Annotated in this window: 24 protein-coding genes; 14 read left to right on the top strand and 10 right to left on the bottom strand. The window is 40.3% G+C overall.

What is annotated here, in order from left to right:
• The first annotated feature begins 31 nt into the window (after nt 1-31).
• The 7 genes from pheT to DSM08_RS12225 all read left to right on the top strand — a co-directional run bounded on the left by pheT (nt 32) and on the right by DSM08_RS12225 (nt 7,789).
• A complete protein-coding gene (gene pheT / locus DSM08_RS12255; protein ID WP_149526429.1) occupies nt 32-2,425 on the top strand; it encodes a phenylalanine--tRNA ligase subunit beta in 2,394 nt (797 codons plus the stop codon).
• Between the two features lie 24 nt (nt 2,426-2,449).
• On the top strand, nt 2,450-2,758 hold the full coding sequence (locus tag DSM08_RS12250) for a hypothetical protein (protein WP_149526428.1): 309 nt from the start codon (nt 2,450-2,452) through the stop codon (nt 2,756-2,758).
• Between the two features lie 48 nt (nt 2,759-2,806).
• Entirely contained in the window at nt 2,807-3,097 is a 291-nt protein-coding gene (locus DSM08_RS12245; RefSeq protein ID WP_149526427.1) for a cell division protein ZapA, read from the top strand.
• A 260-nt stretch (nt 3,098-3,357) separates the two neighbouring features.
• Nucleotides 3,358-4,917 (top strand): ribonuclease Y, encoded by a 1,560-nt coding sequence (gene rny / locus DSM08_RS12240; protein ID WP_149526426.1) that lies wholly within the window; start codon nt 3,358-3,360, stop codon nt 4,915-4,917.
• Between the two features lie 136 nt (nt 4,918-5,053).
• Nucleotides 5,054-5,584 (top strand): hypothetical protein, encoded by a 531-nt coding sequence (locus tag DSM08_RS12235; protein WP_149526425.1) that lies wholly within the window; start codon nt 5,054-5,056, stop codon nt 5,582-5,584.
• 32 nt (nt 5,585-5,616) lie between these two features.
• Nucleotides 5,617-6,210, top strand: coding sequence for an LURP-one-related/scramblase family protein (locus tag DSM08_RS12230; protein ID WP_149526424.1), 594 nt, complete (start codon nt 5,617-5,619; stop codon nt 6,208-6,210).
• A gap of 130 nt (nt 6,211-6,340) precedes the next feature.
• Nucleotides 6,341-7,789: an IS1182 family transposase gene (locus DSM08_RS12225; protein WP_149527715.1), complete on the top strand. Its 1,449-nt coding sequence runs from the start codon at nt 6,341-6,343 to the stop codon at nt 7,787-7,789.
• Between the two features lie 232 nt (nt 7,790-8,021).
• Here DSM08_RS12225 and DSM08_RS12220 read toward each other — a convergent pair whose 3' ends face one another.
• The 3 genes from DSM08_RS12220 to DSM08_RS12210 are packed head-to-tail and all read right to left on the bottom strand — an operon-like array spanning nt 8,022 to nt 10,580.
• Nucleotides 8,022-8,531 (bottom strand): GNAT family N-acetyltransferase, encoded by a 510-nt coding sequence (locus DSM08_RS12220; protein WP_149526423.1) that lies wholly within the window; start codon nt 8,529-8,531, stop codon nt 8,022-8,024.
• Between the two features lie 2 nt (nt 8,532-8,533).
• Nucleotides 8,534-9,373, bottom strand: coding sequence for a prephenate dehydrogenase (locus tag DSM08_RS12215; RefSeq protein ID WP_149526422.1), 840 nt, complete (start codon nt 9,371-9,373; stop codon nt 8,534-8,536).
• 40 nt (nt 9,374-9,413) lie between these two features.
• Nucleotides 9,414-10,580: a pyridoxal phosphate-dependent aminotransferase gene (locus DSM08_RS12210; RefSeq protein ID WP_149526421.1), complete on the bottom strand. Its 1,167-nt coding sequence runs from the start codon at nt 10,578-10,580 to the stop codon at nt 9,414-9,416.
• Between the two features lie 334 nt (nt 10,581-10,914).
• Between DSM08_RS12210 and DSM08_RS12205 the strand changes: the two genes are divergently transcribed.
• From DSM08_RS12205 to DSM08_RS12180, 6 genes are all read left to right on the top strand, one after another.
• Complete coding sequence (locus DSM08_RS12205) at nt 10,915-11,454, top strand: LacI family DNA-binding transcriptional regulator (RefSeq protein ID WP_149526420.1); 540 nt, start codon at nt 10,915-10,917, stop codon at nt 11,452-11,454.
• A complete protein-coding gene (locus tag DSM08_RS12200) occupies nt 11,435-11,968 on the top strand; it encodes a substrate-binding domain-containing protein (RefSeq protein ID WP_149526419.1) in 534 nt (177 codons plus the stop codon). Before DSM08_RS12205 ends, DSM08_RS12200 begins: the two co-directional genes overlap by 20 nt.
• A gap of 196 nt (nt 11,969-12,164) precedes the next feature.
• A complete protein-coding gene (locus DSM08_RS12195) occupies nt 12,165-13,991 on the top strand; it encodes an ABC transporter ATP-binding protein (protein WP_149526418.1) in 1,827 nt (608 codons plus the stop codon).
• A 62-nt stretch (nt 13,992-14,053) separates the two neighbouring features.
• The gene (mqnE, locus tag DSM08_RS12190) at nt 14,054-15,250 is read left to right on the top strand and encodes an aminofutalosine synthase MqnE (protein WP_149526417.1); all 1,197 of its coding nucleotides are present in this window, start codon (nt 14,054-14,056) and stop codon (nt 15,248-15,250) included.
• A 91-nt stretch (nt 15,251-15,341) separates the two neighbouring features.
• Complete coding sequence (locus DSM08_RS12185) at nt 15,342-15,974, top strand: histidine phosphatase family protein (RefSeq protein WP_149526416.1); 633 nt, start codon at nt 15,342-15,344, stop codon at nt 15,972-15,974.
• The gene (locus tag DSM08_RS12180) at nt 15,961-16,683 is read left to right on the top strand and encodes a menaquinone biosynthetic enzyme MqnA/MqnD family protein (RefSeq protein ID WP_149526415.1); all 723 of its coding nucleotides are present in this window, start codon (nt 15,961-15,963) and stop codon (nt 16,681-16,683) included. Before DSM08_RS12185 ends, DSM08_RS12180 begins: the two co-directional genes overlap by 14 nt.
• Nucleotides 16,684-17,049: 366 nt before the next feature.
• Here DSM08_RS12180 and DSM08_RS12175 read toward each other — a convergent pair whose 3' ends face one another.
• The 4 genes from DSM08_RS12175 to DSM08_RS12160 form a co-directional block, all read right to left on the bottom strand.
• Entirely contained in the window at nt 17,050-18,498 is a 1,449-nt protein-coding gene (locus DSM08_RS12175) for an IS1182 family transposase (RefSeq protein WP_149526414.1), read from the bottom strand.
• A gap of 218 nt (nt 18,499-18,716) precedes the next feature.
• Nucleotides 18,717-19,091, bottom strand: a complete 375-nt coding sequence (locus DSM08_RS12170; RefSeq protein WP_149526413.1) for a DUF423 domain-containing protein — start codon at nt 19,089-19,091, stop codon at nt 18,717-18,719.
• Nucleotides 19,091-19,792 carry a thioredoxin domain-containing protein gene (locus DSM08_RS12165; protein WP_149526412.1) on the bottom strand — a complete coding sequence of 234 codons (702 nt, stop codon included), beginning with the start codon at nt 19,790-19,792 and terminating at the stop codon, nt 19,091-19,093. Before DSM08_RS12165 ends, DSM08_RS12170 begins: the two co-directional genes overlap by 1 nt.
• Before the next feature lie 24 nt (nt 19,793-19,816).
• Nucleotides 19,817-20,347 (bottom strand): PhnA domain-containing protein, encoded by a 531-nt coding sequence (locus DSM08_RS12160; RefSeq protein ID WP_246172237.1) that lies wholly within the window; start codon nt 20,345-20,347, stop codon nt 19,817-19,819.
• Nucleotides 20,348-20,532: 185 nt separating this feature from the next.
• Here DSM08_RS12160 and ypfJ point away from each other — a divergent pair, with 185 nt between their 5' ends.
• Nucleotides 20,533-21,396 carry a KPN_02809 family neutral zinc metallopeptidase gene (gene ypfJ, locus DSM08_RS12155; RefSeq protein ID WP_149526410.1) on the top strand — a complete coding sequence of 288 codons (864 nt, stop codon included), beginning with the start codon at nt 20,533-20,535 and terminating at the stop codon, nt 21,394-21,396.
• A 1-nt stretch (nt 21,397) separates the two neighbouring features.
• On the opposite strand, the gene DSM08_RS12150 is transcribed toward ypfJ, so the two are convergent.
• From DSM08_RS12150 to fabG, 3 genes are all read right to left on the bottom strand, one after another.
• Nucleotides 21,398-22,378: a LuxE/PaaK family acyltransferase gene (locus tag DSM08_RS12150; protein WP_149526409.1), complete on the bottom strand. Its 981-nt coding sequence runs from the start codon at nt 22,376-22,378 to the stop codon at nt 21,398-21,400.
• Nucleotides 22,379-22,399: 21 nt separating this feature from the next.
• Nucleotides 22,400-23,077, bottom strand: coding sequence for a hypothetical protein (locus DSM08_RS12145; RefSeq protein ID WP_149526408.1), 678 nt, complete (start codon nt 23,075-23,077; stop codon nt 22,400-22,402).
• Between the two features lie 719 nt (nt 23,078-23,796).
• Entirely contained in the window at nt 23,797-24,540 is a 744-nt protein-coding gene (gene fabG, locus DSM08_RS12140) for a 3-oxoacyl-[acyl-carrier-protein] reductase (RefSeq protein ID WP_149526407.1), read from the bottom strand.
• Nucleotides 24,541-24,728: the final 188 nt, after the last annotated feature.

Below are 24,728 nucleotides of genomic sequence, written 5' to 3'. Positions count from 1 at the left end.
TCCTATCTTTGTGCTTTGCAAAAACGATACGATGAGAATTTCATATAATTGGTTAAAGAATTTTATACAAATCGATAAAACCCCTGAAGAATTATCGTTAATCCTGACAGACATTGGGTTAGAGGTTGAATCTTTAGAGGTAGAACAAAGTATTCCAGGTGGCTTAGAAGGTTTAGTAGTGGGCGAGGTGTTGACATGTGAACAACATCCGAACGCTGACAAACTTAAAGTTACAACGGTTACTATCGGTTCTGGCGAGCCTTTGCATATTGTTTGTGGTGCTCCGAATGTTAGAACAGGGTTGAAAGTTATTGTCGCTCCGGTAGGAACGACTTGTCACCCTACTAACGGTGAACCTTTTAAAATTACGAAATCGAAGATTCGTGGTGAAGTTTCTGAAGGGATGCTTTGTGGCGAGGATGAAATTGGCTTAGGCAGTTCACATGCGGGTATCGTTGAGTTAGCGGAGGATGCGGTTGTAGGTTCTTTGGTTAAATCATACTTCAACATGGAAGATGATTTTGCTTATGAAATAGGGTTGACTCCAAACCGTGCGGATGCTGCTTCGCATTTAGGTGTCGCTCGTGATCTTGCTGCTTATTTCAAGATTCCGGTAAATGCGGTGGAGGTAGATGACGTTGTTGCCGGATCGGTTGCAGGTACTTCAGTGCGTGTTGACTCATATGCGGATGCTCCACGTTATGCTGGTGTTAATATCACTGGTATTAAAGTCGCTGAATCACCGGAATGGTTAAAGAATAAATTAAATGCAATTGGCGTTCGTTCGATCAATAATATTGTCGACGTAACGAATTATATTTTACATGATTTAGGTCAACCTTTACATGCGTTTGATGCGGATAAGATTGCTGGTAATCAGGTTATTGTTCGTAAGGCTTTTGAAGGTGAGGTCTTTGTTACTTTGGATGCTGTTGAGCGTAAGCTTTCAGCGGACGATTTAGTAATTGCCGATGCTGAAAAGCCGATGTGTATCGCGGGTGTCTTTGGTGGCGCGGAGTCTGGAGTGAAGGAGGAAACGACTTCTATTTTCTTAGAATCGGCGTATTTTAATCCGGTAAGCGTTCGTAAGACTTCGAAGCGTCACAGCTTAAAGACAGATTCATCCTTCCGTTTTGAACGTGGTGTGAATCCGGATATCACTGTTTTAGCATTGAAAAAAGCAGCGAAATTAATCGCTGAGGTTGCTGGCGGGCAGATTTCTTCGACTATCGTCGATCTTTATCCGGAGCCGATTCAACCATTTGAATTTCCTGTTACTTATAAAAATATCCAAAGGGTAATTGGGAAGGCGATTCCCGCGGAAACCATTCGTGACATCATTGTCAATTTAGGTATAGGAATCAAGAATGAAACAACAGAAGGCTTTGATGTTGTCGTGCCGCCTTATAAGGTGGATGTGACAAGAGAGGTAGATGTTGTTGAGGAAGTGTTGCGTATTTACGGATATAACAATATCGAGTTGAATACACAAATTAAGGCTTCACTTAATACTTCAGAAAAGCCTGATAGAGAGGTTGTTTTAAATCAGATTGCTGATTTGTTAATTAGCAATGGATACCGTGAGATCCTTTCGAACTCATTGACCAAGTCTGAGTATATGGAGAACCCGGAAACGGCGGTTAAGTTGTTGAATCCATTGAGCAGTGACTTAGACTGTATGCGTCAGAATCTGTTGTTTTCATCGTTGACAGCCATTGGTTATAACCAAAAGCGTAAGAATGGCGACCTCAAGTTATTCGAGCTTGGCAAGTCGTATAATACCGATGGCGATTGGTATGCAGAGAAGCAATTGTTGTCTTTGGCGATCGCTGGTAAGAACGAGCCTGAGCAGTGGAATACGAAATCGGATGCCGTGAGTTTTTACAACATCAAATCGGCTGTAGATGCGATTATCAAGCGTTTAAAGATTGAGGGCATCCGCGTTGAAGATTACGAAGGAACGTATTTTGATTTTGGATTGACTTATCGCAAAGGGGAGAAGGCTTTGGTTTCCTTTGGTGCCGTAGCGAAAGCGAACCTTAAAAAGGCAGACGTTGATGGTGCTGTTTTCTTTGCTCAGTTCGATTGGGACTTGTTGTTGAAGGTGATCAAGAAGAACAAAATTACATACAAAGAGGTTTCAAAATTCCCTTCTGTGCGTCGCGATTTAGCTCTATTATTGGATGAGGCTGTAAGTTTTGAGCAGTTGCGTTTAATCGCAAATAGAACGGAAAAAAAGCTCTTAAAAGAGGTTGGTATTTTTGATGTTTACAAAGGTGATAAGTTGCCTGAAGGCAAGAAATCCTATGCTTTAAGCTTTGTTTTGCAGGACGAGGATAAAACTTTGACCGATAAACAAATTGATGGCATAATTCAAAAATTAATTATTAACTTTGAGAAAGAGGTTGGCGCATCGGTGCGCTAATTCACATTAAATTGCGAAATATATATGGCGTCATTATCTTCCCAAATGAATATTATCGTTGAGAAAACGAAAAATCTAATTCAATTGTGTGAAGCCTTGCAAGAAGAAAACGACTTATTGAAATTAGAAGTTCAATCTTTGCAAGTGGCGTTCGATACGAGTTCTGATAAGGTTAAACAGCTGGAAGAGAAAGTGAAAGCTTTAGCTGTAGCTAAAACATTGGATGATTCATCGGTCGATAAAGAAGCCATAAATGAAAAAATACTTGACACAAAACAAAAAATTAACGATTTTGTGCGAGAAATAGACAAATGTATAAGTCTTTTGAAGTAGAGGAAGAGGTTTAGGTTAGGACTTGTTACGTTTTTAAGCTCAAGAAACATGGGAGAAATTTCCATAAAAATAAATATCGCTGATCGAGTATATCCACTTCGCGTTGAAACGGAAGAGGAGGAAGTTATTCGTTATGCAGCGAAGTTAATAAACGAAAAAATAAAAGAATTGCAAGATAATTATGCAGTTCGTGATAAGCAGGATTTATTGTCTATGTGTGTATTGCAATATGCTACAGGGATGATTAAAGCTGAGAAAAATGCACAGAGCCAAGACTCTGGTATTGAAAATGCGGTTCATGAATTGGATGATATGTTGACAAGTTTCTTTTCAAAATAAAACGTTTCCGTTCTTACATTTAGAGCTTATAACGACGAATTTGCCGCAATTAAATTCGGGTTGTCACTATTTTAAACTTAACGCTTCAATATCACGAGCAATATACAGATGAAGGCCATTTTGCGAAAGCCACCTAGGTCATGATCAAACGCTCAAATCATGTGTAATCGAAGTTTAATAATATTAGATACCTGATAATTTAATTGCGGTTTTTTTTTGGAAAAAATCGCTATTACATTAACATATATAAATCATAAAAAATGGAGATATCAACCACTATATCAATAATAATATCACTTGTTGTGGGTGTGTTTATTGGACGATATTTGTTGCAGATGCTTTTCAAAAAACAGGAGCAAACTGCTCATGAAAAGGCAGCACAAATTATCAAAGATGCAGAACAACAAGCTGAGCATAACAAAAAGCAACGTCAGCTAGAAGCAAAAGAGAAGTTTTTGCAATTGAAGGCTGAGCATGAGAAAGAAGTAAGCCAGCGTAATAATACAGTCGCTCAGAAAGAGAATACGATTCGCCAAAAGGAACAGTCATTGAACCAGAAATTGGAGAATTTGAACCGTGAGAAGCAGGATTTAGATAATAAATCAAAGAAGCTTGATCAGTTGGTTGAATTGAACGAAAAGAAAAAAGAAGAAGTTGAGCAATTAAAAGGTCAACACATTAAGCAATTGGAAAGTATTGCTGGTCTTTCTGCTGACGAAGCGAAAGAGCAGTTGGTTAACTCTTTACGCGAGGAAGCACGTTCGCAAGCGATTATCCAGATCAAGGATATTGTGGATGAGGCTAAATTAACCGCTTCTAAAGAAGCAAAGAAGGTAGTAATCCAAACTATCCAGCGTACAGCGACAGAAGCTGCAATCGAGAATACAGTATCTATTTTCAATATTGAGAACGACGAGATCAAAGGTCGTATCATTGGTCGCGAAGGACGTAACATCCGCGCGCTAGAGGCTGCTACCGGTGTGGAGATTATCGTTGATGATACACCTGAGGCTATTATCTTATCTGGCTTCGACCCGGTACGTCGTGAAATTGCTCGTTTATCATTACATAGATTAGTAACGGATGGTCGTATCCACCCCGCACGTATTGAAGAGGTAGTGGCGAAGACTCGTACGCAGATTGAAGATGAGATTGTGGAAATCGGGGAGCGTACAGTGATTGACTTGGGTATTCACGGCTTACATCCGGAATTAATCCGTATGGTAGGTAGAATGCGCTATCGTTCGTCTTATGGACAGAACCTATTACAGCACTCTCGTGAGGTTGCTAACTTCGCAGCTACTATGGCATCTGAGTTAGGATTGAATGTTAAACATGCTAAACGTGCTGGCTTATTGCACGATATCGGTAAAGTGCCCGATGATAATCCGGAATTGCCTCACGCGATTTTAGGTATGCAATTGGCTGAGAAATATAAAGAGCATCCTGATGTGTGTAATGCTATTGGTGCTCACCACGACGAGATCGAGATGACATCGATGATTTCTCCGATTGTACAGGCGTGTGATGCTATTTCAGGTGCTCGTCCTGGAGCTCGCCGCGAAGTGGTGGAAAGTTACATCAAAAGATTGAAAGAGCTAGAAGATTTAGCACTTTCTTATCCGGGTGTTGAGAAAACATTTGCTATTCAAGCAGGACGTGAGCTTCGCGTTGTGGTTGAGAGTGAGAAAGTTTCTGATGCACAAGCTGAGATTTTAGCTGCGGATATTTCAAACAGAATTCAGACCGAGATGACTTATCCTGGTCAGATTAAAGTAACTGTTATTCGTGAGACACGTTCTGTGTCTTATGCAAAATAGATTTTTATTTGAATTTTTGAGAGGGCTGTCAGTTTTAATGACGGCCCTTTTTTGTGTTCTACAGCTTTCTGTTCAATAAATAGTCATAATTTGACCTTCGGTGAATTATGTTTATTTTAATCCTTATTTTTGCCGCATGAAAAAGCAGGCCAAACAAGCGAACAAAGCACCACAGTTTAACCGTCCGGTAGAGAAATATTTTTATGAGCTCGACCAATCCTATGGAAATTCGAATATAACAGCGCTCAGCATAGGTCTTACTCTAGCGTTCTTTGGTATCATGGGATTAATCTGGATGATACCGTTTCCACAGTTTGATTTTCTAGTTAAGATGAATGCTCATACCTTTTTGAATTGGGGATCCTTTTTTATTGCTATCGTTGTGTACTGCTATTTGAAATTAGCTCCTACTTTGTCCTACGCGGTCTTATTCTGCATTGGGATTATGAGTTTTTTCATTGTGCAACTGGAGTATGTTGAACGCGATGGCGGTCCTTCAGTTGTATTGGTTTGTTCGATCATCGCGGTAATAGGACTGTTGATTATGTTCTTGGCGGGCAATAAGAATAAGGATAATAAGTACGCTAGTTCGTTTATTAAGTTATTGGCAATAGGACCGGTTTGGTTATGGTCTAAATTGTTTGACAAATTGAAATGGAAATACTAGGATTATTTCTATTTTAGGGTATAAATTTACATATGAGGGACCTCAAATACCCAATACACTTTAAGTTTCGAGTTACGACACTGTCGAACGACTTTGAAGCGACGGACGGCGATGGCAACACTATCTACTACGTTCGGGAGAAGATTTTCAAATGGCGTGACCATATTACGGTCTATCGTGATCGGTCGAAGAGCGAGATGTTGTATGAGTTTATCTCCAATAAGCTCATAGATTTTCAGCAGACATTTACGATCTATGATCACGACAAACGCGTGATAGGTAAAGTGCGGAGAAAGACTATCAAATCGCTGTGGCGTTCCACCTTTAATTTAATCGATGAAGCCGATAAACACGATCATACGATTACGGAAAAGAATCCATGGACAAAGTTTTGGGACGGTCTGTTTGGTGAACTTCCTATCATAGGAATGTTATCGGGATATGTTTTCAATCCTTCTTATATTCTTAAGAACGAAATTGGGGAGCCGATGTTCGAGATTCGTAAGGAGCCTTCCTTTTTCGGAAGGAAATTTACAGTTTATAAGCAGACTACTAAAGATATTGATGACGAGCGGTTTGTGTTGAGCCTGATGTTGATGGTGATGACAGAACGTACTAACGGATAAAAAAAGAGGCTGATTTTTTCGAGGGCACTGAAAAAGTCCCCTTAGAAAAAAAGGTTAAAAAAGGGAGTCGAAAACTACAGTTTTCTGCTCCCTTTTTCGTATTTTAAGGTAGGCTTTAATGGACATTAGGATGCTCTCTACCCAACAAAAAATACAGTTCAGTTCCTATTCAGGATTGTACGATATTATCGTACCAAAAGATAATCTACTTCGAAAAATCAACGATCTTATCGATTTCAGTTTTATCTATGACGAGCTTTTGGCTAAGTATTGCCAGACGAATGGCCGTACAGCGGAGAGCCCTATCAAGATGTTCAAATACCTTCTGTTAAAAACGATCTACACCGTTTCGGATGTAGATGTCGTTGAACGTTCCAGATATGATATGTCCTTCAAATATTTTCTTGAAATGGCACCAGAGGAGGATGTGATCAATTCAAGTTCGCTTACCAAATTCCGCAAACTACGATTAAAAGATATGGATCTGTTGAACCTGTTGATCAATAGGACCGTAACGATTGCTCTTGAAAAAGGCATTATAAAATCAAAGTCTATTATCGTAGACGCGACCCATACCGTTTCCAGATCGAATCCGCACACAGCATTGGCAGTACTCAGGGAACGCTCCAAGCTATTAAGAAAAGCGATATATCAGATTGATGGGGAATACAAGAGGAATCTACCACAAAAGAATGAATCCAACGACCTGGATCAAGAGCTTGCTTATTGCAGGGAATTACAGAGGGTCCTTGATGAAGATCAATCTATCAGTGAAATACCCGCTGTGAAAGAAAAGCTGAATCTGTTGAAGGAAACCATTGAAGACACAAAAGAATACTATCTGCTCTCTAAGGATGATGAGGCCAGACTTGGACACAAGTCAGTGGACAGCAGTTTCTTTGGATATAAAACACATCTGGCGATGACTGAGGAACGCATCATTACAGCAGCGGTCGTTACTACAGGCGAAAAAGGTGATGGCCCTGAACTACCTAGGTTATTAGAGATCAGCCAGCAGAATGGAATGCAAGTGGATACAATAATAGGTGATGCCGCGTATTCGGGAAAAGAAAATCTTCAGTTGGCAAAAGAACAAAACATTGATATCATCGCTAAATTAAATCCATCCATTACCCAAGGCTTTAGGAAAGATAAAGACAAGTTTGACTATAATAAAGATGCGGATATGTTTGTTTGTCCCGCAGGACATTTGGCCATCCGCAAGGCGCGTCAGGGAAAGAAGGAACAAGGTACAAATCAAACGGAGACCTATTACTTTGATGTGGAGAAATGTAAGGTCTGTCCTCTTAGGGAAGGATGTTACAAGCAAGGGGCCAGAACCAAATCCAATTCAGTCTCCATAAAATCCGAACTCCATAGGGAGCAGATGGCTTTCCAGCAAACCGATTATTATCGAAGCAAGTCTAAGCAAAGGTATAAGATCGAGGCCAAGAACAGTGAGCTCAAGAATGTCCATGGCTATGGCAGAGCTGATGCTTATGGAATCCACAATATGGAAATGCAGGGCGCAATGGCCATCTTCACCGTAAACCTGAAAAGAATCCTGAAATTGATCTAAAAAGGTGAGATATTGCCTCAAAAAAGCCTAGATGGGATGCTAAAAACTCAAATAGCAAGTCCTAGTCGCTTACACCTTCAATAAGCTCATAAAAAACAAACTTCCAGAAACCCTTTGAACAAAAATGACCGAGTAGGGGAAAACCTATACTCAGTCATTTCTTTAAGTCTCATTAGAAAGTTGAGGCTTTTTCAGTGCCCTCGATTTTTTCAGCCTCTTTTCTTTTTGATTACTAGTAATCTTCTTTGAAGATGCAATATTGAACCTGAACCCCTGTGCCGTCTTCGGCTGGGTATTCGAACTCTTCCGTAGCACCGATCTTTGAAAGTGCTGCTTGCGAGCGTAAATTGCCTTTCCTGACATGGAAAATCACCTTATCGACTTGCTCGAATGCGAAGTCCATCATCAATTTCTTTATCGATTTATTATACTCTCCGCCCCAATATTCTGTTTTCAAGAAACTATAACCAATGGCGGTCGACTTTTCCTCCTCATTAAATTGATAGAAAGAAGTCGCACCGATTACCTGTTCGGTTTTCTGATCGATAATTAGATAGGGGATATCGGTCGCTATGAGCTTTTGGAAGTATTTTGTAAATCCTATAGGCGAGTAGCGGCGAGTATCCGGATGCTGTTCCCATATCTTAGGGTCGGATGCCGCTGCATAAACCCATTCATAGTCTTCTTTGATCATCGGTATAAGCTTTACGAGCTCATTGCTGAGTGTTTTCTTTTCCAACATGACTATTTGATTATGCGTTTGATTTTATTTGATTTTTTAATCCATTTATGTACGGCGTCGTAATCCTCTTTCTCGATCTTGTCGTAAATGTGCTGGAGTTGCTTGATATGTTCTTCCAATACTTCCAATACGTTGGCTCGATTCTGTTTGAAGATAGGAGTCCACATATCCGGCGACGATTTAGCCAAACGTACGGTAGATTGGAATCCGGATCCTGCAAGTTCAAAGATGCGTCCCTGCGACTTTTCTTTCTCAAGAACAGTTAAAGCCAATGCGAAAGAAGTTAAGTGCGAAATATGAGAAACATAAGCAGTGTGCATATCATGCTCTTCAGCATTCATAAAGGAGGTCTGCATTTCCAATTGATCCGTTATACTATCTGCGATTTCGAAGGCGTCCTCATCCGATTTGAATGCTTCTACATAAACCATCATTTTATCTTTAAATAGGTTTGGAATAGCAGCTTCAGGACCCGAATATTCAGTTCCCGCCATGGGGTGAGCAGCTACATAGCGACCTCTGTTTGGATGATCTTGAATCAAATGCAGGATATTTGACTTCGTTGATCCCATGTCGATAATAACCTGATCGGTCACCTTGTCCAACATACCGGGGAGTATCCCCATAATAGCATCGACCGGCACTGTCAATATCAATACTTTGCAGCTTTCTAATGCGTCCTCTAATGATTGGATTTCATCAACCAATCCTAATTGTAATGCTTTTTTCTGATTGGTTTCATTTCTTTCAACACCTACCAGTTTTTCGCAAAACTTCGTTTCTTTAAGTCGAATGCCGATAGATCCACCTATCAAACCAACTCCGACAATTGCTATATTCATTTTATTCAGAATAATAAAAACATATTACGCTAGTGTAGGCTTATTTGCCTAACCTAGCTTTTAATCTTTCCATCGCTTGATCCAATACTTCTGGTTTAGCACAAAGGCTAATCCGAATGTACTGTTCGCCAGCAGAGCCAAAAATACCGCCAGGGGTAATAAATACCTGTGCGTTATATAATATATCGTCGCTTAATGCATACGAGTCTGCGTAATTGGTCGGGACCTTTGCCCAAACAAATAAGCCAACCTGATTCTTATCGTATTCACAGCCTAAAAAGTCCATGATCTGGTAGACTTTTTCACGACGTTCTTTATAGCTCTCGTTCAGTTGGGTGTACCATGACTTATCCAGTTGCAATGCTTTTGCTGCGGCAAGTTGAGTAGCGAGGAACATACCAGAGTCCATATTGCTTTTAAAGCGTAATATCTCGTCTATGCGCTGTTGTTTTGCAGACAGCATACCAATACGCCATCCCGCCATATTCGATGATTTGCTAAGCGAATTCAGCTCAATAGCAATATCTAATGCACCGTCTACTGAAAGGATGCTTTGCGGCTGATCATTTAGTATAAAACTATATGGATTGTCGTGGCAGATCAATATGTTGTGTTTTTTTCCGAATGCAATTACTTTCTCAAAGAAACCTGCAGTGGCTAAAGCACCCGTCGGCATGTGCGGATAGTTAATCCACATCAGTTTTACTTTGGACAGATCGGTTTTTTCTAAAGTGTCCAAATCTGGTGTCCAATTCTCCTCGGCCTTTAGTTCGTAAGGGATAGTTTCAGCGCCGGCAATGCGAACCGCGCTTGCATAGGCAGGGTATCCCGGGTTTGGAATTAAAGCCTGGTCGCCCTCTTGAAGGTAGGTCATACAAATATGAACGATACCCTCTTTTGAGCCCATTAAAGGGAGGATTTCCGTATTAGGATTCAGCGAAACGCGATAATATCGATTATACCAATCTGCCATGGCTTGTCGTAGTGCCGGAGCACCTTTATAACTTTGATAACCATGCGTGTTGGACAATGCTGCCTGCTCCTGTAATACTTGGATTACTTCAGGATGAGGCGGCAAATCAGGACTTCCGATACCCAGGTTGATAACCTGCGCACCGTTCTTGTTCATCTCGTCGATCTCTCGCAGCTTTTTAGAAAAGTAATACTCTTCCGTATGCTGGAGACGTTTCGCAACTTCTATTTCCATTTTTACGCTAATTTGGCGTTAAAATTAGGAAATCTTACTGTCAATAAATCATTTCTATTAAATAATTACAGCATTTTTGCCCTATTTATTTCAAAATTCTATTTAAAACCTTTCTCCATTCTTCAAATACTAATTTAGAGCAAGTTATTATGCTAATTGTTTCTATTGTTAGTTTCTTGTTAATTCCAGTTAAAGTAGTCGGTTGGTTAGTAATATTAGTGTTAAATAATATAATATAATTAACTAAAGTGTAATTCGTGTAGGGTTAAATTGCTTAAAAATTATTATTTTGGTTAAAAATAAATTTCAAAAGCATAAAAATTAATTAAAAACTATGAAAGCTACGGAATTATCTGGCGTCAAAGAAATTGCTCGGAGGGCTAACGTATCTATCGCCACAGTTGATCGTGTATTGCATAATAGAGTTGGTGTTGCGCTCAAGACGAAAGAAAAAATCGAATCGATCATAAAAGACATGGATTACAAACCGAATATTCTAGCGAAGCGACTAGCATCGAAGCGAGTTCATCGTTTTGCGGTTCTTATGCCTAGAGAGTGTGTCGAAACTGATTATTGGCGGGCTCCGCTGCTAGGGATACAATCGGCATTGAACGAGTTAGGAGACTTTGGCGTAGAACTTACTTACTTCCTGTTCGACCGGCAAGACCGAGAGCATTTCAAGGAGATGTCCGAATCGGTTCTTGAGAACACCTTAGATGCTGTCATCGTAGCACCAATCTTTCTATCCGAGGCAGAACGCTTCGTTAAGCGTTGTGAGGAGCGGAGGATAAATATCTATTTATTAATAATGACCTGCCGTCGTCACAACCACTCAGCTTTATCGGTCCCGATCAATGGCAAACAGGACGCCTAGCGGCAAACTTGTGTCAATACATTATAAAAAGGGAGATCGAATTCTCGTGTTAAATATACAGCGGGAATTCAGCAATATCGATCATAGTACCAATCGTCTTGCAGGATTTGAAAGCTTTTTCGCCGAAAGTGAGGCGGGATGGAACATCCTTAAACTCGAAGTCAGTGCCGATAGTTACGATATTTTCCAAGCCTATTTTGGTCAGTATCTGCAGCAGAATGAGTTGGACGTTGTTTTCGTAACGAATGCTTGGGTTTATTGGGTAGCACGCTATTTTGAAGAACATTCCATTAACGATATCATTCTTATCGGCTATGACTATACCAGCAAAAACATAGATTATGTCGAAAGGGGAGGTATCGACTTCCTGATTTGTCAAAAACCGCTTGAACTTGGATATAAAGCTTTAGCTACATTATTTGAACATTTTATTTCCAAACGCCCTATATCACGCATACAATACATGCCTATTGATATTGTGACGAAGGAAAACTCCAACCTATATGAACATTGATTTACAGCAAACGAACATGGTTCATTCCATTCGTAAATCCCTATTTTTAAGTTAAATCTCTTTGTTGCAAGTTTATGTCAATTGAATGCCCGACCGTGGAATATTATGACATAGGTTTGCAACAATTTTACCCTATCAAATTCAAAAAACGCCTAAGGTTGCAAAATTTCTTACATTTGTAGTCTTAGTATTTTGCATGAAGACATACTTTAGATTAATTTCATTCGCGAAGCCTATTGAGAAATACGCCATACCATACCTCCTCTGTACGGTTTTTATGGTGGTGTTCAGTACCCTCAATCTAGCATTGCTGGCTCCGTTACTCCATACCCTTTTTAATGCCCAAGATGCTGTTGTTGAGGTGGTTGAAAAACCAACGGGTACATTCGACTTGATGGGTTATTTCAATTACTTCGCCTACGACCTGAACAATAGACTAGGTCCGTACGAAGCATTGAAATACATCTGTGTGGTAATCGTCGCATCGGTATTTATCTCTAATTTATTCCGATACCTTTCTCAAAGGGTAATGGAAAACTTAAGAATCCATACCTTATTGAATCTTAGAAAGTCGGTTTTCAACAATGTAATGAATCTACATTTAGGATTCTTTTCGAATCAGCGTAAAGGGGATATTATTTCTAAGATCGCATCGGACGTACAGGTGGTGCAGTTCTCGGTTACCAGTACTTTGCAGGTTGCCTTTAAAGAACCACTGCAATTGATCGCCTATGTGGTCATGCTGTTTATTATCTCTGCAAAGCTGACTTTATTTTCCCTATTGGTTATTCCTTTTTCAGCATTTATAATCTCACGAATCGTTAAAACGTTGAAAGCGCAGGCGCAGGAAGGTCAGAAGACCTACGCAAATATGATTACCTATTTGGAAGAAGCGCTAAGCGGGGTGAAGATTATCAAATCTTTCAATGCGATAGAGTATGTAAAGGCGAAGTTCAATGGAGAAAATGATCGTTATGCTACGATTATGCGCCGTATGGTTCGTAGACAGCAAATGGGATCTCCAGTATCCGAATTATTAGGTGTTGTGATGGTTGCAATCATCCTATTATATGGCGGTCATCTTGTGCTTACTGGAAATGGGGACTTATCTGCATCGGAGTTCATCGCCTATATTGCGATTTTCTCACAAGTGATGCGTCCAGCGAAGGCATTGACCGATGCTTTCAGTAATATCCATAACGGTATTGCTGCAGGAGAACGCGTATTGCAGTTAATTGACGAGAAGAACCTAGTAGAAGACAAACCGAACGCCAAAGTGGTTACTTCCTTCAGCGACAAAATCGAATTTGATCAAGTTTCATTCTCCTACGAAGAGAAAGAAGTATTACGCGACATCAATCTCAGCATCCAAAAGGGAGAGACTGTTGCGCTCGTTGGTCCTTCCGGTGGCGGGAAATCAACCTTGGTAGATCTTATTCCGCGTTTCATGGACGTAAGTTCCGGAAGCATCAAGATGGATGGCACAGATTTGCGAGACCTGAACCAGGATTCATTAAGGCATCTAATTGGCGTAGTCAATCAAGAATCTATACTTTTCAACGATACGATCTTCAACAATATCGCATTTGCAAACACTTCCGCTACGGAAGAGGAAGTGATTAAGGCTGCAAAGATTGCGAATGCGCATGAGTTTATCATGGCAACAGAGCAAGGCTATCAAACGAATATCGGCGACAGAGGCTCCAAGCTATCTGGTGGTCAGAGACAGCGTATCTGTATTGCGCGTGCGGTTCTTAAGAATCCACCGATTATGCTGTTAGATGAGGCGACGTCAGCCTTAGATACCGAATCAGAACGCTTAGTACAGGACTCCCTGTACAAGCTTATGGAAAACAGAACAACGGTAGTTATTGCGCATCGATTGAGCACCATTCAAAATGCAGACAAAATTATCGTATTAGAAGGTGGAAGAATTGCAGAAACTGGCTCTCATTTTGAGCTTATTGCGCAGAATGGATTATATAAACGACTGATTGATATGCAGCAATTTGCTGAGGCTTAATGGCTTAGGTCAATCGCTTTTTAGGGTAGCTTTTGCTACATTTGTATTGTAAGGACTGCGAAATGGAATCAACACAGAAGCTATCGTTTTTATTGAACGATAAAAATTTATCAGAAGAACTAAAAAGTATTGCGCAAAAGGTTTTAAACGACCAGCGTATTACATTTGATGAGGGAGTTTATCTTTACGAACATGCGGAATTAGGATACCTTGGTGTATTAGCTAATTATATCCGAGAGAAAAAGCATGGCGACATCACCTATTTCAATCGTAATTTTCATATTGAACCAACAAACGTATGTGTCTACGACTGTAAGTTCTGTTCTTATTCAAGATTGATTAAGAATAGAGACGAAGGTTGGGAAATGGATGTTGACGGTATGATGGACATTGTTCGTAAATACGACAATGAGCCAGTAACGGAAGTACATATCACTGGTGGCGTTGTTCCAAAACAAAACCTGGAGTTCTATGCTGAGTTTTTTAAACGCTGCAAAGAACATCGTCCTGATCTACATATCAAAGGTCTTACACCGGTCGAATATTATTATATCTTCAAGAAAGCAAAGCTTAGTCATTATGATGGCATGAAATACCTGCAGTCTTGCGGATTAGATTCTATGCCAGGCGGTGGTGCAGAAATCTTCCACCCGGAAGTGCGTGAGAAGATTGCTCATGATAAATGTACCGCGGAGCAATGGTTAGATATTCATGAACAAGCGCATAAGTTGGGTATGCATACAAATGCGACCATGCTGTACGGACATATTGAAGAGTTCTGGCATCGTGTTGATCATATGGAGCGCTTAAGAAGTCTGCAAGATAAAACCGGCGGATTCCAAACGTTCATTCCATTGAAATTCAGAAATAAAGATAACCAAATGGAGAATGTTCCGGAGGTATCGGTTGTTGAGGATTTACGCAATTATGCAATTGCACGAATTTACATGGATAACTTCCCACATATCAAAGCGTATTGGGCGATGATCTCTAGAAATACGGCTCAGCTTTCATTAGCATTCGGTGTGGATGATATCGACGGAACGTTAGACGATACAACAAAGATCTATAGTATGGCTGGTGCTGAAGAGCAGAACCCTGCCATGTCCACCAAAGAATTGGTTGAATTGATCAAACATGTTGGACGTCATCCGATAGAGCGTGACACTTTATACAATGTCGTTACCGACTACAATGAAGTTCAGTTTGAAGAGGAAAATCCTAAAAAGCAGTATTATTCTTTACCAGTAGTCAATTAAGAGAAATTCATATTTCCATCGAAACGGCCACAAGAATGAAAGTTCTTGATGGCGATTGAATACAGAAACTTTCAGTAAAAAAGGGGTAGGATTGAAAAAGACCATATATTTCATACGACACGGGCAAACAGATCTAAATTTAAAGGGAATAGTGCAGGGCAGAGGTGTTAATTCGCCACTCAATGAAAATGGCGTATTGCAAGCCCAAGCTTTCTTCGAAGCTTATAAGCATATCCCTTTCGATAAAATATACGCATCCACTTTATTGAGAACCCATCAAACTGTCGCACCTTTTGTTGCGCAGGGAGTGCCAATGGAAGAGCTGGAGGGGCTGGACGAGATTTCATGGGGTATTTATGAAGGGCAGGAACAGACCGAAGATATCCTAAAAGGCTTCGAAGAGGTTGTAGGATCATGGCGCAATAACGACTTAGATCTTGCTATCGTTGATGGCGAATCGCCGAACACCTTAGTTCAGCGTCAAAAAGAAGCAATCGCACATATCCTGGCGAATAAGGAAGAAGAAACGGTGTTAGTCTGCATGCACGGCCGTGCTATGCGGATCATGCTGTGCCATCTAACGAATGTTCCAGTTTGCAATATGGATGACTTCCCGCATACGAATACGGCTCTTTATGTTCTTGAATATGAGGATGATGAGTTCAGTATTGTAGACTACTACAACACCAAGCATTTAGAAAATTTAATTAATGAAAAAAATTAGAGTATCTGCCGTTTCCTATACCAACACGTTGCCATTTCTGCAAGGTATCAGGAACTCAGATGTTATTAATGATATTGATCTTTCTGTTGACTATCCGAGCGAATGTGCTCGAAAAGTTATGGAAGATGAAGCGGATATGGGTATCATACCTGTAGCAGCGCTCGCAAATATGCCAAACTATTATATTATTGGCGACTACTGTATCGGTACTAAAGATTACGTTGATTCCGTTTTTATTTTCTCCAATAAACCCATCGAAGAGATCAAAACCCTCTTGTTGGACAAGCAATCTAAGACATCAAACGGATTAGCGCGTATCTTACTACAACGATATTGGAAGCGAAACGATGTTGAAATCTTAACCGAAGGCGAAGCCGACGCTTATGTATTAATTGGCGATCGTACCTTCGGCAAAAAAGAAGAAGTTCCTTACGTCTACGACCTAGGGCATTACTGGTATGAATTGACCGGACTGCCATTCGCATTTGCCGTATGGGTATCCAACAAAGAATTGCCAGAATCCTTTTGCCAGAAATTCAATGCCGCATTAGCCGACGGCGTCTCCAGACCCGACGACGTTATCGATGGCTTACCTGCCTATCCCAACTTCGATTACCATGTCTACCTCAATGAAAACCTCGATTTTCATCTAGACGCCGGTAAAAGAAAAGCTTTGGAGCTTTATTTGGAGTGGTACGGTAGTATCTAGTAGTTAGTATTTAGTAGTTAGTATTTAGACCTATGACGGACTATTAGTTGGTGGATAATAGGCAAGATAATAGAGTTTTAATACATAATCTTAGGGAATTAAAGTAGAACTACTTACAAAATAAACTCTTAAAAAACTCAAAAAAAAGGCTAGGATCAATTCGAGGGCACTGAAAAAGCTTCAACTTTCTAATGAGATTTAAAGAAATGACTGAGTATAGGTTTTCCCTTACTCGGTCATTTTTGTTTAAAGGATTTCTGGAAGTTTATTTTTTAATGGTCTTGTTGAAGGTGTAAGCGACTAGGACTTGCTATTTGAGTTTTTAGCATCCCATATAGGCTTTTTTTGAGGCAATATCCCGCCTTTTTAGATCAATTTCAGGATTCTTTTCAAGTTTACGGTGAAGATGGCCATTGCGCCCTGCATTTCCATATTATGGATTCCATAAGCATCAGCTCTGCCATAGCCATGGACATTCTTGAGCTCACTGTTCTTGGCCTCGATCTTATACCTTTGCTTAGACTTGCTTCGATAATAATCGGTTTGCTGGAAAGCCATCTGATCCCTATGGAGTTCGGATTTTATGGAGACTGAATAGGATTTGGTTCTGGCCCCTTGCTTGTAACATCCTTCCCTAAGAGGACAGACCTTACATTTCTCCACATCAAAGTAATAGGTCTCCGTTTGATTTGTACCTTGTTCCTTCTTTCCCTGACGCGCCTTGCGGATGGCCAAATGTCCTGCGGGACAAACAAACATATCCGCATCTTTATTATAGTCAAACTTGTCTTTATCTTTCCTAAAGCCTTGGGTAATGGATGGATTTAATTTAGCGATGATATCAATGTTTTGTTCTTTTGCCAACTGAAGATTTTCTTTTCCCGAATACGCGGCATCACCTATTATTGTATCCACTTGCATTCCATTCTGCTGGCTGATCTCTAATAACCTAGGTAGTTCAGGGCCATCACCTTTTTCGCCTGTAGTAACGACCGCTGCTGTAATGATGCGTTCCTCAGTCATCGCCAGATGTGTTTTATAGCCAAAGAAACTGCCGTCCACTGACTTGTGTCCAAGTCTGGCCTCATCATCCTTAGAGAGCAGATAGTATTCTTTTGTGTCTTCAATGGTTTCCTTCAACAGATTCAGCTTTTCTTTCACAGCCGGTATTTCACTGATAGATTGATCTTCATCAAGGACCCTCTGTAATTCCCTGCAATAAGCAAGCTCTTGATCCAGGTCGTTGGATTCATTCTTTTGTGGTAGATTCCTCTTGTATTCCCCATCAATCTGATATATCGCTTTTCTTAATAGTTTGGAGCGTTCCCTGAGTACTGCCAATGCTGTGTGCGGATTCGATCTGGAAACGGTATGGGTCGCGTCTACGATAATAGACTTTGATTTTATAATGCCTTTTTCAAGAGCAATCGTTACGGTCCTATTGATCAACAGGTTCAACAGATCCATATCTTTTAATCGTAGTTTGCGGAATTTGGTAAGCGAACTTGAATTGATCACATCCTCCTCTGGTGCCATTTCAAGAAAATATTTGAAGGACATATCATATCTGGAACGTTCAACGACATCTACATCCGAAACGGTGTAGATCGTTTTTAACAGAAGGTATTTGAACATCTTGATAGGGCTCTCCGCTGTACGGCCATTCGTCTGGCAATACTTAGCCAAAAGCTCGTCATAGATAAAACTGAAATCGATAAGATCGTTGATTTTTCGAAGTAGATTATCTTTTGGTACGATAATATCGTACAATCCTGAATAGGAACTGAACTGTATTTTTTGTTGGGTAGAGAGCATCCTGATGTCCGTTAAAGCCTTCCTTAAAATACGAAAAAGGGAGCAGAAAACTGTAGTTTTCGACTCCCTTTTTTAACCTTTTTTTCTAAGGGGACTTTTTCAGTGCCCTCGATCAATTCCTAGCCTTTTTTATCTAATAGTTACTGAATAAAATGAATCAAAGCTTTTATATCTCAATCCAATATCCAGCCAAAGGTCTTAATACTAAATACTAACTACTAAATACTATTTAAAAGAATCATAACCCACCCAACAATCATAAACAATCCGCCGATAGGGGTGATAGGGCCTAGAAATCTTAGATTCACTTTCCAGATGTCTTTGAAGTTCAGTAAATAAATGCTTCCGGAGAATAGGATACACCCGGATAGAATTCCGAAAACGGCCCAGTTGTCGCTGGTACTGGAGAAATCCATGTTGTAGCCGATAATCAATAGCGTAATTGCGGCATACATCTGATAGCGTACGCCGACTTCGAAAGAGCTTAATCTTTCTTCGGATAATATCTTCTTAAAAGCGTGTGCTCCGAATGCTCCTAGTATGATAGCAAGGATACCTAGTATCGAGCCAGCGACTAATGCAAGTTGATTCACTAGTTATTTGCCTTTTTAACCTGCGCTACAATCTCCGATTCTGTTGCCACACCCGTTTTATCCCAAACTAACTTTCCATCCTTGTAAAGCTTTATTTGCGGTATTGCGGAAACCTTTAATGTTTTGGCTAATTCTCTGTTCTTGTCAGCATCGATTCTAACCAACTTCACTTGGTTGCTGTGTTTTTTCTCAACATCAAGCAGGATTGGCTTTAATTGCTGACATGGGCCACACCAAACCGCTGAAAAATTAACAAGAACCACTTTAGAAGAATTGACTACATGATCATAATCGGCTTTCGACATTCCTGCAGGCTCCTTCGCATTATTCGTTTTTATCTCAGGTTTATCCGCTTTTCGCCAATCCATCATGCCACCAGAATAATCATAAACTGTGTATCCTTCTTTCGTTAGAAATTCAGATGCCTGTTTACTGCGACCACCACCTAAACAATAAATATAAACCGGTTGATCTTTTTTTAGATTAGCCAATTGCTTCTTAAAGTTCTCTTGATCCTTCCAATCCACATTTATTGCGTTAGGAATATGTCCCTCCGAAAATTCCTGAGGCGTGCGAACGTCCCATAATTGCGTCTGTGGTTTAGCAATTACCTTCTCCATTTCTTCCGCACTGACTTTTGTCTGTGCCATTCCGAAATGTGCTGATGCTAATAAACCAATGATGAACAATGCTTTTTTCATATTTTCTTTATTTTTCAGGATATATTATCCCTTTCTTAAGTACTTTGTAAGTATAACGATGGTTTGCCCCTCAATCTTGCCTTCAATCTGCTCTGTATTGTCAGGAACAAGTCTAATGTTCTTCACTACCGTACCTAATTTAGCCGAAATACTAGAACCTTTTACATCTAAAGTCTTTACCAATACCACAGTGTCACCTTCAAAGAGGCGTGTTCCGTTAGCGTCTTGGTGAAATTCAACATTCGCTTCTGCTTCATGGTCGCCAGTTTTCTTCGCCCATGCGATAGCATCATCATCAAGGTATAAAATATCTAAATTGTTAGCTGCCCAGGCTTCGTTACGCAAACGGCTCAGCATACGCCAAGCGACCACCTGTACTGGTAAATAAGGAGACCACATGGTATCGCCTAGGACTTTCCAGTGCTCAGGATCAATCTGTTCCGTTTTTTCAATCTGTCCTTTGCAAACAGAACATACTAAAATGCTGTTATCTTGATTAGGGATTTCCACCGGCGGGACTTCATAAACGGAGAGTTCTTGAGTAGAGTTGCACAATTCACACTTGTTTTCACTTCTACTTTTTAATTCATCTAATAACATAAAATTGGGTAATAAGTATTTGTTTCAAAGATAAGCATTTTAAATGAGGGGAATGTATATTACCTTAGTGTAGTGAATTGGGTTGTGGCAGAGAATTTGTATAGGAAGAAAAACAAACTGTAAAAAATAAATTTATACTTATGAAATGGCAAGGCGGCCGCAATAGCGGAAATGTAGAAGATCGCAGGGGAATGTCCGGTGGACAAAAATTAACCCTAGGCGGAATTGGCGGGGTAATCGTATTGATTATCGGATTTCTAATGGGTGGCGATCCTACAGAGTTATTAAATCAAGCGCAACAACAAGGTGGTGTAGCCACAGAACAAGGCGAATTTCAGTCGACCCCCGAAGAGGATCGATTGGTGGAGTTTGCAGGCGTTGTTCTAACCAGTACGGAGGATGTATGGAGTGCTATTTTTCGCGAAAGTGGAAAATCATACCCGGTGACTAAATTAACTATCTATCGTGAAGCTTACGAAACAGGCGGTTGTGGAGTGGGACGTTCGGAATTCGGACCTTTCTATTGCCCGGGCGATCAAAAGATCTATTTGGATCTAAGCTTTAACAAAGAGTTGAATAATCGATTCGGCGCCAAAGGCGAGTTTGCCCTTGCATATGTTATTGCCCATGAGGTAGGTCACCACATCCAAAATATCTTTGGTGTATTAAACCAAACGAATGCTATGCGTGCGAAAATGAGCGAGCGCGATTACAATAAGATTTCCGTAATGACGGAATTACAGGCGGACTTTTATGCGGGCGTTTGGGCGCATCATGCAACCAAGAAATCCGATGTACAGTTAACTTATGATGATATTGTAGAGGGTATGCGTGCTGCCGCTGCGGTAGGTGATGACCATATACAAGAGCAGGCTACAGGAAGCTCGCATCCGGAATCATTTACGCATGGTACTTCGGAGCAACGTGCTTATTGGTTCAAGAAAGGATATGAAACGGGTGATGTGAACCAAGGGAATACCTTCGAGGACCCTAGCTTACAATAAGCTATTGCACCAGCAAGTTGCAGCCGCGAATATCAGAATTATCAAAACGTCCTAGGATCTCGAACGAACCATCTTGATGGAACTTCCCTAAATCCTGGGTTGCGATAAACGAACAGGAGTAATAATTGGCTAAATCAATGACATTTATTGCTCCTGTTTTTTTATTGTCCAAAAGCGTCAAAGGGTCATTGGTGTCGCGGATCAGAATCTTCATCCAATTAGGTGTTTTGAACAATCCTTCGCCATTAGAATACCCTTGTGATAATAACTCCGTCATCCCATATTCTGAATGAATTGCCGGTACACCAAATCCAGCTTTCAGGATCGAGTGCAGCTCCTCTCTGATCATCTCCTTACGTTTGCCTTTCATGCCTCCGGTTTCCATAATAATAAGCTCTGGAAAATCAATGCTATATTGTTCTACAAAATCGAGAAGAGCATAAGTAACTCCAAAAAGCACCGTCTTGGTACCTTTTTCTTTTAGCTTCTGTAGAACCTCATAAAGTTCTTGATGATTGTATAGGAAATAATTGCTTTCTTCCTGTTCCGAATGCTTGATCAAATCGTCTACCATGTAAATCAATGAAGATCCCGAACGTTCTAAATAGGATGGGAGCAAGGCAACAATCGCCAAATCCTTAACATCGCCATAAAACTGTTCGAAAGCTAATCTAAAACTTCGTTCGTACAAGCTTACATCAGCAACCAGATGCTTGCTTGTAATCATTCCGGTAGTGCCTGAACTGCTAAAAACAACTTCAGTTTCTGATCCCGCGTTGATAATCTCCTGTGATTTGAAAAATTGAATCGGCATAAACGGAATCTTGGAATAATGGTCAACATCTTTCGGCTCCACACCCAATATCTGTAGATATTGTTTGTAGATTAAATTATGCTCCGCCTGATGCTGAAACACAGCCAATGCGCAGGCGTTAAAATCTTCGTCCGATTGGATGTTAAAAATTTGATCCAGTATTTCCATTGACGCAAATATAGGGATTCCCTACCTTTTCTTAATCAATTCCTTATTGCGGAATGGATTATCTTTCACATCCATTTTCTTTACTTTCAACGTCTGCTGTAGCTGCTCTTGAAGCTCCTTCTCGTAGCTTGGCGATGCCTGCGTCGCAATGCTATATAGAGCCAATTGCTTTCTAATGTCTTTGAACTTTTCTACTTCGTAGTTTACTTTAAAAGCTTCAATACTAGGTTTATAAATTAGACGAGCAACTTGGTCTGCAGCTAGAGCGGTTGCGACGGTTGCAGTTCCCAACAAAGCTTGACCCGCAGCATCGGTTAAAGTTCGCTCGTCTTCCGGGTTATCATATATAGGTGCTCCAAGTTCACCTCGACGGATATTTGAGCGGTCATCGTCCAAAGAGGTAGCGATCATCTCGACTCCCGTATCAGACATCCCCTCTAAAACTTGTATGTGACGGTTTTTATCGAATTTTATCTTAATTTCTTTAATAGAAGCGGCAGAGACAGAACGAGCTCCACGCGAAGTAATCACATCGATAGTCTCATCATTAACTTGCTGCAGAAGCCCCTTTACTGAACCTTTTTTGGTTTTAATGGTAACCTGATATTCTTTTATCTCCCGTGCGCTGGATGATTGAGCGTAGATATTTGTAGTAATTAGGAGAAATAGGAGAGATAGGGTTAAACGAAAATTTGCCATTCGGTTAATATTGTCTATTAATTTTCTGTAAAGTTAAGATTTTGGGGATTGGCGGGGTGTTAAAAATTATTAAATGTTGGGAAGGGAAGCGGGCTTGGGTGGGGTTTAGGAAGGGAGTTTTTCTTTCCGGATTTTTTTGAAAGGATGTAATGTTTGTCTGAACCAGGAAAGGAAGGATGCAAGGATGGTCAGGATCGAGTCTAATATCTAATGTCTGATGTCTAATATCTAGTTTGACCAGGAAATGTAGGATGAAAAGGATAGACAGGATCGGGCAATTTGCTGTTCTTTTCGAGCATGATTCTAACTTTCCTTCATTCTTTTTTAATTAAGCAGGTAGTCTGACAATGTTCAGATTTGCCCCATATGATAACCAATCTAAACCCAATTCAAACCCGCTCACGAGCGGCTTTGATACGCTTATGAAAGGGCTTTGAAAGGGTTATGTAAGGGGTTAGAGTCGAATCGCTCTCAACCATTTATTGTACTTGTTAGAATACTTAATACTTAAACCTGATCCTGTCCATCCTTGTATCCTTCCTTTCCTGGTTCAAGACCAACACGACCTTCCCTTCCTGCTTCAAGACAAAACGTCCCCCACATCCTTACTCCAAGAAAGCCCACCTATCTTCTTCAAATCAACATTTTCCACAAAAAGCCCATAAAAAAAGCCCCGAACTTCGGGGCTTTATATCATTTTATTTGTAAAACTCTATTTCTTACAACATTCCGCCATCCACTGGAATCACTTGTCCAGTTACGTATGCGGATAGGTCAGATGCTAAGAACACACAAGCGTTTGCTACATCTTCGGGTTCTCCGGCACGTTTCAATGGGACGTTAGCTTCCCATCCTTCCACTACCTTAGGATCTAATACATCTGTCATTTCTGTGCGGATAAATCCTGGCGCAATAACATTTGTACGGATATTTCTTGAACCTAATTCTTTAGCCAGAGATTTTGAGAATCCGATGATACCTGCTTTGGAAGCGGCGTAGTTTGCTTGTCCCGCATTCCCTTGAACACCTACTACCGAACTCATATTGATGATACTACCTTTGCGGGCCTTCATCATCACTTTTGAAGCTGCTTTCGATACGTTGAATACAGATTTTAGGTTGATGTTGATTACATCATCCCAGTTTTCTTCTGTCATACGCATTAATAAGCCGTCTTTTGTGATACCAGCGTTGTTTACAACGATATCCAGACCACCGAAATCAGCAACGATATCATTAATTAATTTCTCGGCTTCGTCAAATTTCGAGGCATCCGAGCGATAGCCTTTTACTTGGGTTCCAGAAGCTTGAAGCTCTTGTTCCAGGGCTTGTCCTTTTTCAACAGATGATAAATAAGTGAAGGCAACATTTGCGCCATGCTGAGCAAATACTTCAGCGATTTTTCTTCCTATTCCTTTTGATGCACCCGTTACCAAGGCTGTTTTTCCGGCTAACAATTTCATATGTATTTCTTATTAAATGCTTACTTAATGAACCACAAAAGTGGAAAATAAACTGCATAATACAAAAAATGTTGATGAATAGGAAGGTGTTGATTTATTTTTTGAGGTCAAAAATGTGCATATCGCTAATGGTAATTGGGTATTTTTGATAAAATCACAAATATCTGATATGTTTCTGACAAAATTAT

The organism is Sphingobacterium hotanense, from assembly GCF_008274825.1.
Taxonomy (GTDB): domain Bacteria; phylum Bacteroidota; class Bacteroidia; order Sphingobacteriales; family Sphingobacteriaceae; genus Sphingobacterium; species Sphingobacterium hotanense.
This window is presented reverse-complemented; position numbering and strand designations above follow the sequence as displayed.